We start from the raw sequence: 17,262 nt of genomic DNA, 5'->3' as shown, positions 1-17,262 counted from the left end.
CCGCCGGAAATCACTGCCCGAGGATGGCGGTGATCTCGTCGTTGTCGGCGTCGACGGAGTCCTCGCCGTTCAGCACCCGGTTGCGCACGAGCGTGAGCCACGGGCTGCCCGGCGCGTTGAACGCCTGCTGGAAGTTCAGAGCCACGGGTGTGCTGCCCTGCGCCGCGACCTCGTTGATCGTGACCAGGCGGGGGTCGGCCGCCGCGTACTCGTTGTCGGCGAGGTCGCCGCGTGAGACCGCGTTGCCGTCCTTGGCGAGCACCTCGACCTGTGCCTCCTCGGACATCATCCAGTCGAGGAAGTTCCAGGCCTGCGCGGACTGCTTCGAGTCCTTCGAGATGCCGATGCCGTCGCCGCCGACGAACGTCGAGACGCCGCCGTCGACACCCGGGATGCCGGCCACGCCCGCGTCGAACTCCAGCGAGGGGAGGAGCGTCGCCGGGAACGGCATCACGCCGACCTTGCCCTCGCTGAAGGCCGCGGTCCACGTCGGGCCGGTCTCGTCGGTGGAGCTCGGAAGCACCGCGCCCGCCTCTTCCAGCTCGGCCCAGGTGTCGTACACAGCCTGAGCCGCGTCGCCGTTCAGCAGCGATTCGGTGCCGTCGTCGCTCATGACCTCTTCGCCCGAGGCCCAGACCGAGGGGAACCAGGTGAAGACCAGGCAGCCGCCGCAGTTCAGGCCCGTGGCGGTGCCGTAGGTGTCAGGCTTGTTCAGCGCCTGCACCGCCTGCGCGGCTTCGGAGAACTCCTCGAGCGTGGACGGCGCCTTCTCGGGGTCGAGGCCGGCCTCGGCGAACAGCTCCTTGTTCCAGAACAGCATCGAGAGGTCGAGCGCGAACGGCAGCACGTACTCCTTGTCGTCGACGGTGCCGGCGTCGAGGTGGCCCTGATTGATCTCGTCCTTGAAGTCGAGGCCGTCGATCTGGGTCGAGAGGTCGGCGAAGAGGCCCTGTTGCGCCCAGTTGGGCACGTAGACGATGTCGGCCGCGAAGAGGTCGGGGAGTCCGCCGGACCCGGCGGCGGCGCCGACCTTGGCGACGTAGTCGTCGTTGGGGACGACCGTGAGTTCGACCTGGTTCTCGTGCGAGTCGTTGTACGCATCGACGAGCAGTTTGGCCTGGCGTTCGATGGGAGCGCGGGTCCAGAGCGTCAGCGTCGAACCGTCGTCGACGCCTCCCGCGGGGATCTCCTCGGTCGGGCCGGCGGTGTCGTCGCCGGCTGCGCAGCCCGCCAGTGGGACGGCGAGCAGGCCGGTGACGGCGAGGATGGTGGCCGTGCGGCGGAACGCACGGCGTCGGGTGGTGTGCATGGGATTGCCTCCAGGACTCTTCGGTGAGTGGATGCGGTCGGCGAGCGACGGCAGTGTCGAGCTGAGGTGCAATTTCGAAAACTTCGAAACCGCTTTCGAAAGGTATATCGTGAATGAAGCGCGGCGGTCAAGCATCGCTCCGATAACCTTTCAGAAACGTTCAGGGGGCGAGATGGTCAGCAGTGGCGACATGGCGGGCAAGGCGGCGACGCTCAGCGACGTGGCACGGCATGCCGGCGTCTCGATCGCCACGGCATCGAAGGCGCTCAACGACCGCGGTGATGTCGCAGTGGCCACCAAGGCCCGGGTCGTGGCCGCCGCCGCAGAGCTCGCGTTCACCCCGAATGCGATGGCCCGAGGGCTCCTCGCCGGACGCACCGGCACGGTGGGACTGCTCACCAGCGACCTCGAAGGCCGCTTCATGATCCCGATCCTCATGGGGGCGGAAGACGCCTTCGGTGCGGGGCGCATCAACGTGTTCCTCTGCGACGCCCGCGGCGACGCGATCCGCGAGCAGCATCACCTGAAAGAGCTGTTGAGCCGCCGCGTCGACGGCATCATCGTCGTCGGACGGCAGACCGACCCGCGTCCCTCGCTGGGGCAGGACATCCCGGTTCCGGTCGTGTACGCGTATGCGCCGTCGGACGATCCGCGCGACCTGTCTCTCACCCCCGACAACTACGCGGGAGGGCGCCTCGCGATCGAGCATCTGCTCTCGTGCGGGCGCCGACGCATCGCGCACATCTCGGGCGAACCCTCCTACGCCGCGGCGCAGGATCGCCTCGCCGGTGCCAGGGCCGCGCTCGCCGAAGCCGGGCTCGAGTTCGTCGGCGCCCCGATGCTCTCGGAATGGACCGAGCACTGGGGTCGGGATGCCGGAGCGCTGCTGCTGCAGCGGCATCCGGATATCGATGCGGTGTTCTGCGGGTCCGACCAGATCGCGCGCGGTGTGCTCGACTCGGCGCGGGACCTCGGGCGCTCGGTGCCCGACGACCTCGCCGTCATCGGCTACGACAACTGGGAGGTGCTGGCGACCAACGCCCGCCCGGAGCTGACCAGCATCGACGCGAACCTGCAGCAGCTCGGGCGTCAGGCGGCGCAGCGCGTGTTCGACGCGATCGACGGCGTCGACATCGGTGAGGGGTCGCACCATCTGCCCGTGCGCCTGGTCATCCGAGGCTCGACCATCGCTCGGCGCTGACCCGTTCCAGGCGCTTCGACGGGCTCGGCGACCCCGGCGTCACGCGTGGTCGCGCCAGGAGTGCTGCGGGTCGTAGCCGAGCACGCGGCGCGCCCGGTCGATCGACAGCAGCGTCTCGTTCGGGCCGAACTCGCGGCGCTTCGGCACGTCGGGGAACACTTCGGCGAGCAGTTCGTCGTTGGGCCGCGACATCACGGTGTCGGCCGCCGCGATGATGAACCGGTCGAATCCGGGGGCTGCGACCTCCAGCGCCCGCTGCACCGCCTGGGCGCCGTCGCGGGCGTCGATGTAGCCCCACAGGTTCCACTTGCGCCCGAGGGCGTCGGCGTCGAACGAGGGGAACTCGGCGTAGTCCTCGGGGACCATCACGTTCGAGAACCGCAGGGCCGTGATCGACAGATCGGGGTGCCAGCGCACGAGCTCGGTCGCGAGCTGCTCCTCGAGCGTCTTCACGAGCGAGTAGACGGATTCGGGGCGCGCGGGGTAGTCCTCGTCGACCGGCACGTAGGGCGGCGGCACGTCGAACGGCAGCCCGAGCACCGTCTCGCTCGACGCGTACACGATGCGTCGGATGCCGAGGCGCACGGCCGCCCAGAACACGTTGAACGTGGCCGGCATGTTGTTGTGGAAGGTCGCGACGTCGGTGCGGATGCCGGGGGCCGGGATCGCCCCGAGGTGCACGACCGCGTCGATGCCCTCGTGCCTGTCGCCGACCGCCGTGAACGCGTCGACGACCTGGCCGTAGTCGGTCAGGTCGACCTGCACGAAGTCGGGGCCGCGGGTGCCGGTGAGGTCCATGCCGATGACGTCGTAGCCGTTCGCACGGAGTTCGCGGGCGACGACGCGGCCGAGCTTGCCGGACGAGCCGGTGAGAGCGATGCGCATGTCACCAGAGTGGCACGGCGGCGGGCGGAGTGGACCGGGCGTCGTACACTCGTCGGCGTGAGTGACACGAGCAGCGGCCGCAGCCGATCCATCGGCGTCCGCGACGTCGCCGCCCGCGCAGGCGTGTCCCGGCAGACCGTGTCGAGGGTGCTGAACGACCACCCCGACGTCGCCACCGACACCAAGGAGCGCGTGGTCGCCGCGATGGCGGAGCTCGGCTACCGCATGAACAACGCCGCCCGGGCGCTGGGCACCCGGCGCTCGCGGACCCTGGGGGTTCTGGCCTCGGATGCGCTGCAGTACGGGCCCTCGCGCAGCCTCGCCGCGCTGGAGGCCTCGGCCCGCGAAGCCGGGTACTGGGTGAGCGCGGCCTTCGCGGATGCGGCGGATGTCGGAGCCGTCGTGGCGGCGGTCGACCACCTCGTCGTGCAGGGGGTGGAAGGGATCGTCGTCGTCGCCCCCCACGCCCAGACGCTGGAGGCGCTCGCCGCGCTGCGCATCGACGTGCCGGTCGTGACACTGCACTCCGCCGGCCTCGGTACGACGGGACTCTCGGTGGATCAGGCGGCGGGTGCACGGTTGGCGGTCGCCGCGCTCGCCGATGCCGGACACACCCGCATCGCGCATCTCGCGGGACCTGCGGACTGGCTCGAGGCGGAGTCGCGCGCCGAGGGTTTCGCCGCGGAACTCGCTGCTCGCGGCTTGACGCCGGGCCCCGTGATCGCGGGGGACTGGTCGGCCGGATCGGGGTACGCGGCGGTCGAGGCGGTTCGCGACTCTGGGGTCACGGCGGTGTTCGCGGCGAACGATCAGATGGCGCTCGGGCTGCTGAGCGCCCTGCACGAGGCGGGGCTCACGGTTCCCGGCGATGTCAGCGTGGTCGGGTTCGACGATGCGCCGGATGCCGCGTACTACTGGCCGCCGCTCACCACCGTGCGGCAGGACTTCGAGGAGCTCGCGCGTCGGGCCGTCGCCGCCGCGATCGGCGGAACCGCGACCGCGGCATCCGCTCTCACTCCCATTGCCCCGGTGCTGGTCTCCCGCGCCTCCGTCGCCCCGCCCCGCTGACCCCCGCCCCGCCCGCTCCCCGCCCGCTCCTCGTCGCCGAGTGCACGGCCTGTTGTCGAGTGCACGGCTTGCTGGCGTGAACTTCCGGTGCGCTCGGCAGCTTCCCGTGCACTCGGTGAGAGGGGGCGGGGCAGGGGGCGAGCCTTGACGGGCCGCGAGCTCCCGTGACAGACTTCCGTGACCGGTCACAGTGGCCGGATGCGAACCCAGAGGCAGCTGTGAGCGACGACGCCCCCACCTTCGAACCCGACATCGAGCACGCGATCGCGGCCGTCCGCGCGGATGTCGCCCGTCTGCACGGCGAACTGGTCCGCTACGGCCTGGTCGTCTGGACCGGCGGCAACATCTCGGGCCGCGTGCCCGGCGCCGACCTCTTCGTGATCAAGCCCAGCGGTGTGAGCTACGACGACCTCACCGCCTCGAACATGATCCTGTGCGACCTCGACGGGAACGTGATCCCCGGCACGCCCGGCAGCGACCGCTCCCCGTCGAGCGACACCGCGGCGCACGCCTACGTCTACCGGCACATGCCGACCGTCGGCGGGGTCGTGCACACACACTCGACGTACGCCGTCGCCTGGGCGGCGCGGGGCGAGGAGATCCCCTGCGTCATCACCGCGATGGCCGACGAGTTCGGCGGACCCGTCCCGATCGGCCCCTTCGCGATCATCGGCGACGACTCGATCGGACGCGGCATCGTCGAGACGCTCCGCGGTCACCGCTCCCGCGCGGTGCTCATGCAGAACCACGGTCCGTTCACGATCGGGGCGGATGCGGAGGATGCCGTGAAGGCCGCGGTCATGGTCGAGGACGTCGCCCGCACGGTGCACCTCGCCCGCGAGGCCGGACCGCTCATCCCGATTCCGCAGGCCGCGATCGACAGCCTCTTCGACCGCTATCAGAACGTCTACGGCCAGACCGAGGACACCCGTCGATGAGTGCGCGCGACGACATCCGCGAGGGGCGCACGAGCCTCGGCATCGAGCTGGGCTCGACCCGCATCAAGGCCTGCCTGATCGGCTCCGACGCGACCGAGGTCCTCGCCACCGGCTCGTTCTCGTGGGAGAACCGCCTCGAAGACGGCCGCTGGACCTATGCGATCGACGAGGTGTGGCGCGGCCTCCAGGCGGCGTACGCGGCTCTGGTCGACGATGCGCAGGAGCGCCACGGCATCCGTCCCGACACGTTCGGCGCCATCGGGGTCTCGGCCATGATGCACGGCTACCTGGCGTTCGACGCGTCCGGCGAGCTGCTCGTGCCGTTCCGCACCTGGCGCAACACCAGCACGGGCGCGGCCTCCGCCGAGCTGGGGGAGCTGTTCGGCGTGAACATCCCGCTGCGCTGGTCGATCGCGCACCTGCACCAGGCCGTGCTCGACGCCGAGCCGCATCTCGCCCGGGTCGCGAGCGTGAACACCCTCGCCGGTTACGTGCACCACCGCCTCACGGGCGAGCGGGTGCTCGGGGTCGGCGACGCCTCGGGCATGTTCCCGATCGACGCCGCGACCGGTGACTACGACGCGCGGATGCTGCACGCCTACGACACCCTCGCGGGCGAGCGTCTGCCCGCGCCGGCGGCTCAGCTCCTGCCGAGCGTGCTCCCCGCCGGGGCCGCGGCCGGCACCCTCACCGCCGACGGCGCCGCCCTCCTCGACCCGAGTGGCGCACTGCGCGCCGGCGTCCCGCTGTGTCCGCCGGAGGGCGATGCGGGAACGGGCATGGTCGCGACGAACTCGGTTGCGCCGCGGACCGGCAACGTGAGCGCGGGCACGAGCATCTTCGCGATGGTCGTGCTGGAGCATCCGCTGGCCGAGGTGCACCACGAGCTCGACCTCGTGACCACGCCGGCGGGCGACGCCGTGGCCATGGTGCACTGCAACAACGGCGCCAGCGAGCTCGCGGCCTGGGCGGGTCTGTTCACGCGCTTCGCCGCCGCCGCCGGTCAGCCGATCGACGACGATGCCGCGTTCGACGTCCTGTTCCGCGAGGCGCTCGAGGGGGAGGCGGATGCCGGTGGCCTCCTCGCCTACAACCACCTCGCGGGCGAGCCGATCGCCGGTCTGGTCGAGGGGCGTCCGCTGTTCGTGCGCACTCCGGACAGCGCGCTCACGCTCGCGAACTTCATGCGTTCCCAGGTCTACGGCGTGTTCGGCACGCTCGCGCTCGGTATGCAGGTGCTCGCGGCGGAGGGCGTGCAGCTCGATCGGATGTTCGCGCACGGAGGCATGTTCCGCACGGCCGGGGTCGCCCAGCGCTTCCTCGCCGGGGCGCTCGATGCTCCGGTCGCGGTCGGCGAGCTCGCCGCGGAGGGTGGCGCGTGGGGCATCGCCGTGCTCGCCTCGTACCTCGCCCATGCCGACGACCTCTCGCTGGCGGACTACCTCGCTCAGCACGTCTTCGCCACGGCGTCCCTCAGCACCGCCGACCCCGACCCGGCCGATGTCGCCGGGTTCTCCGCCTATCTCGACCGCTACCGAGCGGGCCTGGCCATCGAGGCCGCCGCCGTCGAATCCCTGTAAGGACCGTTCATGACCCGCACTCCGCTCACCACCTCCCTCGACGGCTACGAGGTCTGGTTCCTCACCGGCAGCCAGCACCTCTACGGTCCTGAGACGCTCGCGCAGGTCGCGGCGCAGTCGCAGGAGATCGCGCGACTGCTCGACGAGTCGCCCGAGGTTCCGGTCCGGATCGTCTGGAAGCCGGTGCTGACGGATGCCGCGGCCATCAAGCGCACCGCACTGGAGGCCAACGCCGACGACCGCGTGATCGGTCTCGTGGCGTGGATGCACACGTTCAGCCCGGCGAAGATGTGGATCGCCGGACTCGACGCGCTGCAGAAGCCGCTCGCGCATCTGCACACGCAGGCCAACGTCGAGCTGCCCTGGGCCGACATCGACTTCGACTTCATGAACCTGAACCAGGCGGCGCACGGCGACCGCGAGTTCGGATACATCCAGACGCGCCTGGGTGTACCGCGCAAGACCATCGTCGGGCATGCGTCCGACCCGCGCCTGCGCAGCGAGCTCGGCACCTGGCAGCGCGCGGCGGCGGGGCTCGCGGCCTCCCGCGACCTGAAGCTCGCGCGCTTCGGTGACAACATGCGCTTCGTCGCGGTGACCGAGGGCGACAAGACCGAGGCCGAGCTGCGGTTCGGCGTGCAGGTGAACACGTGGGGCGTGAACGAGCTGGCAGAAGCCGTGGCCGCGGCATCCGCCTCCGACATCGACGCGCTCGTCGCCGAGTACGAGGAGCTGTACGAGGTCGTTCCCGAGCTGCGGCGCGGTGGCGAGCGGCACGGGTCGCTGCGTGACGGTGCGGCGATCGAGATCGGGCTGCGGTCGTTCCTCGAAGAGGGCGGCTTCGGTGCGTTCACGACGTCGTTCGAAGACCTCGGTGCACTGAAGCAGCTGCCCGGTCTCGCGGTGCAGCGGCTGATGGCCGAGGGCTACGGCTTCGGTGCCGAGGGCGACTGGAAGACCGCCGTGCTCGTGCGCATCGCGAACGTGATGGGTGCGGGTCTGCCCGGCGGCGCGAGCCTGATGGAGGACTACACCTACGACATGACCCCGGGCGATGAGCTGATCCTCGGTGCGCACATGCTCGAGGTCTCCCCGTCGCTGACCTCCGCGAAGCCGACGCTCGAGATCCACCCGCTCGGCATCGGCGGCAAGGACGACCCGGTGCGCCTGGTCTTCACGGCCGACCCCGGCCCCGCCGTCGTGGTGGCGCTGAGCGACATGCGCGATCGTTTCCGCCTCACCGCGAACGTGGTCGAGAACGTGCCGCCGCGGGCCGCGCTGCCCAAGCTCCCGGTCGGACGCGCGGTCTGGAAGCCGCAGCCCGACTTCACCACGAGCGCCGCCGCCTGGCTCACCGCCGGTGCCGCCCACCACACGGTCATGTCGACCGCGGTCGGGATCGAGGCGTTCCGCGACTTCGCCGAGATGGCCGAGGTCGAGCTGCTCGTGATCGACGACAGCACCACGCTGCCCGAGTTTCAGAAGCAGGTCCGCTGGAACCAGGCCTACTACCGGCTGGCTCAGGGCCTGTGACGACGATGCCGCGCTCCGGCCGCCAGCTGCGGATCGCCTCGTACGGGTACGAGGCCGCGATCGCCAGCATCGGCGCGACGCTGCGGACGCTCACGTTCGAAGAGCGCGACCTCGTCGTGCCGTTCGACGCGGATGCCGTGCGCCCCGGCTACCGCGGCGTGACGCTGGCCCCGTGGCCGAACCGCATCGTCGATGGACGCTACTCGTTCGGCGGAGAGCGGCACCAGTTGGCGCTCACCGAGCCGGAACGCGCGCATGCGCTGCACGGGCTGCTCGCCTGGGTCGAGTTCGAAGACCGTCTGGTGCTCGACGACCGGGTCGTGCTGGCCGCCGTGATCCTGCCGCAGACCGGGTACCCGTTCCGTGTCGAGGTCGAGGTCGAGTACCGGCTCGACGCCGAGGGGCTGCAGCAGACGGTGACCGCGCACAACGTCGGGGCGGATGCCGCGCCCTGGGGCACCGGTCCGCACCCGTATCTCGTGGCCGGCCAGGGCGGCGTCGACGACTGGACCCTGCTGCTCCCGGCATCCGAGGTGCTCACGGTCACCCCCGATCGGCTGAGCCCGGTCGGGGTGGAGCCGGTGTCGCAACATCCGGAGTGGGACTTCCGCTCGGCGCGCCCCATCGGCGACGTCTTCATCGATCACGCCTTCACCGGCCTGGCCCGCGACGGCGGTCTGGCCGAGGTGCGGCTGACGGCTGCCGACGGTCGCGGCGTGGGGATGGCGTGGGACGAGCGCTGCCCGTGGGTGCAGGTGCACACCGCCGACACTCCCGCCGTCGCGGACACTCACCGCATCGGCCTCGCGGTCGAGCCGATGACGTGCCCGCCCGACGCGTTCAACTCCGGCGTGGATCTCGTGACACTGGACGCCGGGGTGACGCACGCGGCGTCGTGGCGGATCTTCGCGGTGTAGCGGGACCATTCGCACCGCCGCCGCAGGGCGCGGGGGCAGTACGGGAACCAGTTACTTAAGCGCTTAGGTTACAGTGGACTCCTCACGAATCAGCGAGGAGGACTCCGCATGCGTACGACGTCGGATCTGGCAGGACAGTGGAGTTGGACGGTCGACGCCGAGGGGGACACCCCTGTCCCGGAAGAGGCCGCGCCGCTCGTCGGGAGGGCCGTCGCCGCGCAGGTGCCCGGGGCGATCCATCTCGATCTGCGGAACGCAGACCTCATTCCCGACCCCTTCGTCGACCGGAACGAGGAGGCCGTGTCCTGGGTCGCTCGATGCGACTGGCGCCTGAATCGCACCTTTTCCCTGGACGGCGACGCGGAGCGGGTGGACCTCGTCCTCGATGGCGTGGACACCATCGCGTCGATCGCCGTCAACGGGCGAACCGTCGGACAGACGCGGAACATGCATCGTGCGTACCGGTTCGACGTGACGGCGGCGATCGAGGAGGAGAACAGCGTCGATGTCTGCTTCACCTCCGCATACACGTATGCCGAGCAGCAGGAACGTGCGCTCGGCGCGCGCCCCAGCGCCTATCCGCAGCCGTTCGCATTCATCCGGAAGATGGCCAGCAGCTTCGGCTGGGACTGGGGGCCGACCCTTCCCGGATGCGGGCTCTGGCGTGACGTCAGGATCGAGAGCTGGAGCACGGCGCGGATCGCCGCGGTCCGTCCGTTGGTCGACGTCTTCGAGCAGACCGGCATCCTCACCGCTCACATCGACATCGAGCGAACGGCCTCCGGCGCGAGCCTCCCGCTGCATCTCGAGATCGAGATCGCGGGGCAGGCCGTTCATGCCGAGGTGCCGCCGGGTGAAGAGTCGGCGACCATCGTGGTCGCCGTTCCCGATGTGCAGCGGTGGCACCCGCGCGGATTCGGCGAACCCCATCTGTACTCGGTCGAGGTCTCACTCTGGTCGGAGCGCGAGCGGCTCGACGAACACCGCACGCGGGTCGGCTTCCGGACCGTCGTCGTCGATCGGACCCCCGATGCGCACGGCACGCCGTTCGTCGTCACGGTCAACGACCGCCCGATGTTCATCAAGGGCGTGAACTGGATTCCCGAGAGCGTCTTCCCCGGGGAGGATGTCGCCGACCGCGTCCGCACGCGCCTGGAGCAGGCGGCGGAGGCCAATGTGAACCTCGTCCGGGTGTGGGGTGGAGGCGTCTACGAGAGCGAGGCGTTCTACTCCGCGTGCGACGAGCTCGGCCTGCTCGTGTGGCAGGACTTCCTCTTCGCCTGCGCCGCCTATCCCGAGGAGGAGCCGATCAGGGCAGAGGTGCTGGCCGAGGCCCGCGAGAACATCGTGCGGCTCAGCTCTCACCCGAGCCTCGCCCTCTGGAACGGGAACAACGAGAACCTCTGGATGCGCCTGGACAAGGATTGGGCATCGCAGCAGGGCGGGGAGCTCACCTGGGGTGAGCGGTACTACCTGGAGTGGCTGCCGGACCTCGTCCGCGAGCTCGACCCGACCCGTCCCTACACGGAGGGGAGTCCCTGGTCGGGCAGCGGGGTTCACGATCCGAACGACCCGGATCACCAGACCTTCCATTCCTGGGATGCCTGGAACGAAGACGACTACTCGGTCTACCGCCACAGCTCTCCGCGTTTCGTCTCCGAGTTCGGTTGGCAGGGTGCAGCCGCCTGGCGGACGTTGCGCGATGCGGTCTCGGACCCCGATCTTCGTCTCGACTCCGAGAACGTCCGGCACCATCAGAAGGCCATCGACGGGCACGCGAAGCTCGCCCGCAATCTCGCCCGCCACCTGCCGCCGACGGACGACTTCGACCGGTGGCATCTGCAGACGCAGTGGATGCAGGTCGAGGCCGTCCGCACCGGCGTGCTGCACTGGCGCGCGAGTTGGCCGCGCACCTCGGGCACGATCGTGTGGCAGCTCAACGACCTGTGGCCGGTGACGTCCTGGTCGGCGATCGACAGCGCGGGCCGGTGCAAGCCGCTCTACTTCGCCCTGCGCGACATGTACGCACCGCGCGTGCTGACGATCGAGCCGCGGGACGGCGGGCTCGAACTGTGCATCATCAACGACGACGACGAGGCGTGGCACTCCACGGTGGGATTCGCGCGGCGGCGGGCCGATGGGATCGCCGCGGCGGAGCAGTCGTTCCCGCTCTCCGTGCCTCCGCGCTCGGTGGCCCGCATCGAGCTGCCGCCGATCATCGCCGAGCCGCGGGATCCGGCGGAGGAGTTCGTGGTCGCCACCGTCGACGACCAGCGAGCCCTCTGGCATTTCGCTCCACCGAGCGGCGCGCACGCTCACGCTCCGCTGGAAGTCGCCGTCGCCGTCGTCGCCGGCGGTATGGACATCAGCGTCCGCTCGCGTCTCCTCGCGCGCGACGTGCTCGTCCAGCCGGATCGCCTCCATCCTGACGCGACGGTCGATCGGGGCTTCACCACCGTGCTCCCGGGGGAGACCGCGATCTTCCGCGTCCGCGCGCCGGAGCCGCTCGACCCCGACTCGGTGCGGGAGGCGTTCGTCGTCTCCTCGCTGCGGGATATCATCGATCCCGACTGACGGGAGCTGCATCGGTGATGACGAGCGCTGCGCGGGCCCGGCGGGTCACGATCGCCGATGTCGCGCGCGAGGCGCAGACATCGACAGCGAGCGTCTCCTATGCCCTCAACGGTCGTCCGGGGATCTCCGAGGCCACGCGGGAACGGGTGCTCGAAGTGGCTGCCCGACTCGGTTGGTCACCGGCGAGCGCCGCGCGTGCCCTGGCGGGTGCCGGTGCGGACACGATCGGTCTGGTGCTCACCAAGGATCCTCGCGATCTCTCCGTCGAGCCGTTCTACATGCAGTTCATCGCGGGAGTGGAGTCGGCTCTCACAGTGCGCTCCCGAGGGCTGCTGCTCGAGGTCGCCGCTGATGCGGACGCCGAGGTCGAGGCGATTCGGCGTTGGCGCCGGTCACGGCGTGTGGACGGCGTCCTCCTCACCGATCTGAGACCCGACGATCAGCGGATAGCCGTCGTGAGGGAAGCCGGTGTCCCCGCGGTCGCGGTGGGCGATCCGAGCGCTGCGGTCGGCCTGACGACCGTGTGGACGGACGACGCCGCCGCGACGAGACAGGCCGTCGAGCATCTCGCTGCTCTCGGGCATCGTCGCATCACCCGGGTCGCGGCGCCCCGACGGTATGCGTACACGGCCATCCGCGATGACGCGTTCGACCAGGCCGTCCGTGCGTGCGGCCTCGACCATGACATCGTCCGCAGTGATCTCTCGGAGGATGCCGGTGCGGTCGCCACGCGCGCCGTGCTCTCGTCGCCGCGCCCGCCGACGGGGTTGATCTTCGACAACGACATCATGGCCGTAGCCGCCCTGACCACGGCGCATCAGCGGGGACTGTCCGTTCCCGGCGATGTGTCGATCATCGCGTGGGACGACTCGCTGCTCTGCCGACTCGTGACGCCGGGGTTGACGGCGCTCAGCCACGATGTGGTCGCCCTCGGCGCAGAGGCCGCCCGACGCCTGCTCGACGTCATCGACGGTGCGGAGCCGGCCGTCTACCAGGAGGCGACACCGATGCTGCAGATCAGGGCCTCGACCGGTCCTGCGCCGACCGAGGCCTGATCCGTCGACGGCGGTCTACCAGCGAAGAGCGGGGTCCCACCGCAGCTGCACGCCTCCGCGCTCGAGGTCGCGCTGGAAGTCGTCCAGGTGCCGGGCATCCGCGCGCACCGTCGACGGCTCGACACCGTGGTCGAGACAGTACGAGACGAGGGCCCCCACGGCCTCGCCGATGGACCATTCGACGGGCTGCAGCCGGTAGCTGCCGTTCGAGATGTGCGTCGTGCCGATGTTCTTGGCTGCGGGGAGGAGATTGCGCACGCGCTGCGGCAGAAGGGCGCCGAGCGGGATCTCGAACGGCTCCGGGAGCCCGCCGCCACCGGCGCTGCCGCCGGTCGTGGCGTGCCGGTCGATCCAGTAGTAGTGGCCGACCCCCACGGTGTCGGGATAGCGCTCGGCGCCCCTTCCGTCGCGGAGATCGCGGTCGAAGTCCTGCTCGAGGATCGTCCGCTCGGCCCGGATGCGACGGGATTCGCGGAAGTAGGGCATCATCGCGAACCCGTCGGGCGTCCCCGTGACCTGTGGCGCGAGGCGGAGCCCCGGCCAGCCGACACCGCCATCGGGTCGAGGAGCCTCCGTCTGCAGCCAGTAGAGCAGCGATCGACTCAACGCCTTGGAACGATCCCAGTGGACGGCGGCGTCGTCGACGCCGAAGAGCGGGCCCCCGACGTAGTCGTTCATCGGCCAGTTCACGATGACGATGTCGCTCTCGTAGGCGCCGTCCTCGAACTGGCGCCGTGCGGCGATGCGGCGGTAGTTCCACAGTTCCGGGGCGCCGTCCATGTTGCGGTGGTCGACGTCGATGGCGAAGGGGTCATCGTCGTCGTTCACCCGCAGTGTGTACTCGCGGGCGATGGAGCCGTCGTGCGCGGCGCGTCGGAATCCGAGCATCTTCTCGCCGTCGAGCTGCGGCGGCCGCCACTCGCGGAAGGTGTCGTAGTCGTCGGGGCGATCGATCGTGTGATCCTGACCGGCGAGGTGTTCGACCGCGAAGCACCAGGTGACGCTCTGCATGTCGAGCGGGTCACCGGCCTCCGGCGCACTGGGCTCCCCGGTCTCGCCTCGAGCCTCGCGGCCGGTGACGTATTCCACTCCGCCGAGCTCCAGGAGATCACCGAGCTCGGTCGCATCCAGCACGAACGGCGCGGACAGCTCGCGCGAGACGCCCTCGCGGTCGCGCACGGTCACCGCGGCGATGCGGTCACCGTCGGTGTGGACGGCGACAGGCGTGGTCTCGAGCATCAGAGCGAGTCGGCCGGAGGCCTCGTACGGCCGGAGGAGGTCGTGGATCACCGCGAGGATGACCTTCGGCTCGACGCTGAGCGGGCTCACCCAGGCCGCGCCCGGGTTGAGATGCCGGTCGGCTCTCGCGGCGGCGGTGAGCGGGTAGTACGTCCGGTAGTGATCCCGGACGAGGTCGCGGAACTGGGCGTAGCTGCGGTTACGACCCGTCGCCTCGATGCGTCGGTGCTCGTCGCTGGGTACGAGCTGACTCGTCAGCTGGCCCCCCAGCCAGGGGGTCTGCTCGGTCATGATGACCGATCTGCCGCGGCGCAGAGCGGCGAGGGCGGCGGAGACGCCGCCGACGCCACCGCCGATGATGAGAAGGTCGGCCTGCTGTCGTGTCACGGAAGAACACCTTTCTTTCCCGAGAACTCTAGGTAATTTTCTCGAACATGTCCAAGTAAAATCTCTAGAGGAGACGGGTTCGCCATAGAATTCCAGAACGCTGACTGAGTGAAGGGGTGCCCATGCGCGCGAAGGAGCGTCGACCATCGCTTGCCGAGGTGGCGGGTGAGGCGGGGGTCTCGATCTCCACCGTCTCGAAGGTCGTGAACGGGGCGCCCGACGTCGCTGCCGACACTCGCGTGCGGGTGGAGTCGGTGCTCCGCGACAAGCAGTACCTGTCGCCGAAGCAGCGCTCGCGGAGTGATCTGGCGACGGTGGTGGTCGTGCTCGCGAGTTCGAGCATGTCGTCCCCGCTGACGGTCGAGATCCTGCGCGGCACCATGCGTGCGGCGCACGAGGCCGGGCTCGAGCTCGTGCTGCTCGACCTTCCGGATGGGGCGCCCGCCGCCGGCTGGATCGAGCGGACCAAGCGCAACGGTCCGACCGCGGTCATCGCGCTGAAGTCGCGGTTGAGGACGCAGGAGCGGGCGAAGCTCGCGAAGAACGGCGTCCCCCTCGTCGAGGTCGACACCTACCAGCTGCCGGACAACGACTCGTATTCCGTGGGCGCCACGAACTTCGCAGGGGGGATGGCAGCGACGCAGCATCTGCTCTCGCTCGGGCATCGGCGCATCGGGTTCCTCGGCGGAGTCTCCGACACGCAGGCGTCGATCGCTCGCAAGCACGGACATCTCGCCGCTCTCGCCTCGGCCGGGATCGAACCCGGGGACGACATCATCGAAGAGGGCGACTTCACCTACGAATCCGGCCTGCAGGCGGCGGAGACCCTTCTGGGTCGACCGGGTCGCGTGACGGCGATCTTCGCGGCGAGCGACGCGCAGGCCGCCGGAGTCCTCGAGGCCGCGCGCCGCGCCGGCGTGTCCGTCCCGGATGAGCTCAGCGTCATCGGGTTCGACGACCAGCTCGTCGCGCGGATGACGGCCCCGCAGCTGACGACCATCCGGCAGCCCTCCGAGGCGATGGGCTCCTACGCGGTGGAGGTCGCCCACAAGCTGTTGCTCGGCACGACACCGCCGGCCTTCCATACCGACCTGGCGACGGAACTCGTCGTGCGGGGATCGACGGCACCTCTGCAAGCTTTCGAAAATACTGCTTGATATTCTCGATAGTTCTGGTACTTTTTCTTTCAGCGCGCTACGAGGCGCGTCAATGAGTCCGAAGGAGTACTTCATGCGAGCTACCCGATCCCGAGGGGCTGCCATCGCGCTCACCGGAGTTCTGGCGGTGTCCCTCAGCGCCTGCGCCGGTACCGACAGCGGCGCCTCAGGCCCCGTCGACCTGACCATGGCGCTCTGGTCCTCCAACGAAGGTCACCTGGCGCTGCTGCAGGAGATCGGCGATGCCTACGTCGAAGAGCACGGCGACGAAGTCTCGTCGATCACTTTCGAACCCGTCACGAACCCGGACTACGTCGCCGGGCTGACGACGCAGATCGCCGGCGGCGACGTTCCCGATCTCGCCTGGATCCCGGAGGCGAGCGGTCCCGAGTTCGTCGACTCCGGGATCCTGCACGACGTGCGTGAAACCCTGGAGGGCACCGACGGCTACGACCTCGACGACATCCTCCCGGCCGCGCTCGCGCCGTGGCAGGACGACGACGGAGGCGTCTACGCGTATCCGTTCTCGAACTCCCCCTTCGCGCTCTACGTCAACGATGACCTCGTCGCGGCCGCGGGCCAGCCGGATGTCGAGTCGCTCGTCGGCACTCCCGACTACACGTGGGACACGGTCGCGGACATCGCTGCGGCGGTGAACGGCGAGACGGGAGCGACAGGGCTGAACGTGCCCACGTTCAACCCGACGAACTGGAGTGCCGTGACCATGCTCGGGAACGCATGGGGCGCCGCGCCGTGGTCCGAAGACGGTATGACCTGCGAGTTCGCCTCTCCCGAGATGATCGAGTACCTCACGTGGTACCAGGACCAGATCGACAGGGGAGCGATCCCTGCCGTCTCCGGCAACGCGGCGCCCGCTGCATTTGCGAGCGGTGACGTCGCCTTCAGCGTCGCTCAGCTCAGCCAGTCGGGGAGCCTCGACGACAGCTTCGAGTGGTCGTTCCTCCCGCTGCCCGCGGGACCGGAGGGGTACCACCCGATCGTCGGCCAGGCGGGCGTGAGCGTCCTCGAGCGCAGTGAGAACCAGGATCAGGCGGCAGGCTTCCTCGCCTACCTGACCAACCCCACGAACGCCGAGCTCCTCGCGCAGTTCTTCCCGCCGCCCCGTGAGTCCCTGCTCAACGTGGAGACGCTCTCGCAGGCAGCGCCGAAGCTCTCGCCCGAAGAGATCCAGTCGGCGATCATCGACGTGGTCCCCGACGCCTCGGTCAAGCCGCAGCACCCGGTGCTCTCCCAGTTCTCCGACAAGGTCCGCGCGGGTCTCGACCCGGTGTGGTCGGGCGGCGACGTCGAGACCGCGGTCACCGGCATCTGCGAGCAGATCTCGCCGACGCTCAAGGGCTGACCGCGTGACCGCACGCACCGTCGCGGCGAACGATCGAAGAGCCCTGCCGAGCCGGC

General features: G+C 69.9%; 13 protein-coding genes. 10 read left to right on the top strand and 3 right to left on the bottom strand.

The features are described from left to right. Window positions 1-10: 10 nt before the first annotated feature. Window positions 11-1,309, bottom strand: a complete 1,299-nt coding sequence (locus tag ACNPM4_RS07145) for an ABC transporter substrate-binding protein (protein ID WP_448985225.1) — start codon at window positions 1,307-1,309, stop codon at window positions 11-13. 172 nt (window positions 1,310-1,481) lie between these two features. On the opposite strand from ACNPM4_RS07145, the gene ACNPM4_RS07140 reads away from it, so the two are divergent. After that, on the top strand, window positions 1,482-2,510 hold the full coding sequence (locus ACNPM4_RS07140) for a LacI family DNA-binding transcriptional regulator (protein WP_029264424.1): 1,029 nt from the start codon (window positions 1,482-1,484) through the stop codon (window positions 2,508-2,510). A 39-nt stretch (window positions 2,511-2,549) separates the two neighbouring features. Here the strand turns inward: ACNPM4_RS07140 and ACNPM4_RS07135 are convergent, their stop codons facing one another. After that, entirely contained in the window at window positions 2,550-3,395 is an 846-nt protein-coding gene (locus ACNPM4_RS07135; protein WP_448985223.1) for an NAD-dependent epimerase/dehydratase family protein, read from the bottom strand. A 57-nt stretch (window positions 3,396-3,452) separates the two neighbouring features. Between ACNPM4_RS07135 and ACNPM4_RS07130 the strand changes: the two genes are divergently transcribed. The 7 genes from ACNPM4_RS07130 to ACNPM4_RS07100 all read left to right on the top strand — a co-directional run bounded on the left by ACNPM4_RS07130 (window position 3,453) and on the right by ACNPM4_RS07100 (window position 13,060). Beyond that, on the top strand, window positions 3,453-4,463 hold the full coding sequence (locus ACNPM4_RS07130; protein WP_448985222.1) for a LacI family DNA-binding transcriptional regulator: 1,011 nt from the start codon (window positions 3,453-3,455) through the stop codon (window positions 4,461-4,463). A 218-nt stretch (window positions 4,464-4,681) separates the two neighbouring features. Continuing rightward, entirely contained in the window at window positions 4,682-5,401 is a 720-nt protein-coding gene (locus ACNPM4_RS07125) for an L-ribulose-5-phosphate 4-epimerase (RefSeq protein WP_448985221.1), read from the top strand. Continuing rightward, window positions 5,398-6,981 (top strand): xylulokinase, encoded by a 1,584-nt coding sequence (locus ACNPM4_RS07120; RefSeq protein ID WP_448985219.1) that lies wholly within the window; start codon window positions 5,398-5,400, stop codon window positions 6,979-6,981. Before ACNPM4_RS07125 ends, ACNPM4_RS07120 begins: the two co-directional genes overlap by 4 nt. Before the next feature lie 9 nt (window positions 6,982-6,990). Then, window positions 6,991-8,514, top strand: a complete 1,524-nt coding sequence (araA, locus tag ACNPM4_RS07115; RefSeq protein ID WP_448985218.1) for an L-arabinose isomerase — start codon at window positions 6,991-6,993, stop codon at window positions 8,512-8,514. 5 nt (window positions 8,515-8,519) lie between these two features. Further along, window positions 8,520-9,431 (top strand): aldose 1-epimerase family protein, encoded by a 912-nt coding sequence (locus tag ACNPM4_RS07110; RefSeq protein ID WP_029264430.1) that lies wholly within the window; start codon window positions 8,520-8,522, stop codon window positions 9,429-9,431. A gap of 108 nt (window positions 9,432-9,539) precedes the next feature. Beyond that, a complete protein-coding gene (locus tag ACNPM4_RS07105; protein ID WP_448985216.1) occupies window positions 9,540-12,005 on the top strand; it encodes a glycoside hydrolase family 2 protein in 2,466 nt (821 codons plus the stop codon). Between the two features lie 17 nt (window positions 12,006-12,022). Beyond that, on the top strand, window positions 12,023-13,060 hold the full coding sequence (locus ACNPM4_RS07100; RefSeq protein ID WP_448985215.1) for a LacI family DNA-binding transcriptional regulator: 1,038 nt from the start codon (window positions 12,023-12,025) through the stop codon (window positions 13,058-13,060). A 15-nt stretch (window positions 13,061-13,075) separates the two neighbouring features. Here ACNPM4_RS07100 and ACNPM4_RS07095 read toward each other — a convergent pair whose 3' ends face one another. Further along, window positions 13,076-14,686 carry an FAD-dependent oxidoreductase gene (locus ACNPM4_RS07095; protein ID WP_448985214.1) on the bottom strand — a complete coding sequence of 537 codons (1,611 nt, stop codon included), beginning with the start codon at window positions 14,684-14,686 and terminating at the stop codon, window positions 13,076-13,078. Window positions 14,687-14,808: 122 nt separating this feature from the next. Here ACNPM4_RS07095 and ACNPM4_RS07090 point away from each other — a divergent pair, with 122 nt between their 5' ends. Together ACNPM4_RS07090 and ACNPM4_RS07085 are read left to right on the top strand one after the other, a co-directional pair. After that, the gene (locus tag ACNPM4_RS07090; protein WP_448985213.1) at window positions 14,809-15,843 is read left to right on the top strand and encodes a LacI family DNA-binding transcriptional regulator; all 1,035 of its coding nucleotides are present in this window, start codon (window positions 14,809-14,811) and stop codon (window positions 15,841-15,843) included. A 73-nt stretch (window positions 15,844-15,916) separates the two neighbouring features. Beyond that, window positions 15,917-17,206: an ABC transporter substrate-binding protein gene (locus ACNPM4_RS07085; RefSeq protein ID WP_448985212.1), complete on the top strand. Its 1,290-nt coding sequence runs from the start codon at window positions 15,917-15,919 to the stop codon at window positions 17,204-17,206. Window positions 17,207-17,262: the final 56 nt, after the last annotated feature.

The organism is Microbacterium umsixpiens, assembly GCF_053543675.1.
Note: the sequence above shows the minus strand (reverse complement) of the source record. Positions and strands in the feature narration are given on the sequence as shown.

Excerpts from the sequence above, each read along its gene's own strand:
- araA (WP_448985218.1), top strand. The coding sequence starts at position 6,991 with ATGACCCGCACTCCGCTCACCACCTCCCTCGACGGCTACGAGGTCTGG.
- ACNPM4_RS07105 (WP_448985216.1), top strand. The coding sequence starts at position 9,540 with ATGCGTACGACGTCGGATCTGGCAGGACAGTGGAGTTGGACGGTCGAC.
- ACNPM4_RS07090 (WP_448985213.1), top strand. The coding sequence starts at position 14,809 with ATGCGCGCGAAGGAGCGTCGACCATCGCTTGCCGAGGTGGCGGGTGAG.
- ACNPM4_RS07140 (WP_029264424.1), top strand. The coding sequence starts at position 1,482 with ATGGTCAGCAGTGGCGACATGGCGGGCAAGGCGGCGACGCTCAGCGAC.
- ACNPM4_RS07110 (WP_029264430.1), top strand. The coding sequence starts at position 8,520 with ATGCCGCGCTCCGGCCGCCAGCTGCGGATCGCCTCGTACGGGTACGAG.
- ACNPM4_RS07100 (WP_448985215.1), top strand. The coding sequence starts at position 12,023 with ATGACGAGCGCTGCGCGGGCCCGGCGGGTCACGATCGCCGATGTCGCG.
- ACNPM4_RS07145 (WP_448985225.1), bottom strand. The coding sequence starts at position 1,309 with ATGCACACCACCCGACGCCGTGCGTTCCGCCGCACGGCCACCATCCTC.
- ACNPM4_RS07085 (WP_448985212.1), top strand. The coding sequence starts at position 15,917 with ATGCGAGCTACCCGATCCCGAGGGGCTGCCATCGCGCTCACCGGAGTT.
- ACNPM4_RS07120 (WP_448985219.1), top strand. The coding sequence starts at position 5,398 with ATGAGTGCGCGCGACGACATCCGCGAGGGGCGCACGAGCCTCGGCATC.
- ACNPM4_RS07135 (WP_448985223.1), bottom strand. The coding sequence starts at position 3,395 with ATGCGCATCGCTCTCACCGGCTCGTCCGGCAAGCTCGGCCGCGTCGTC.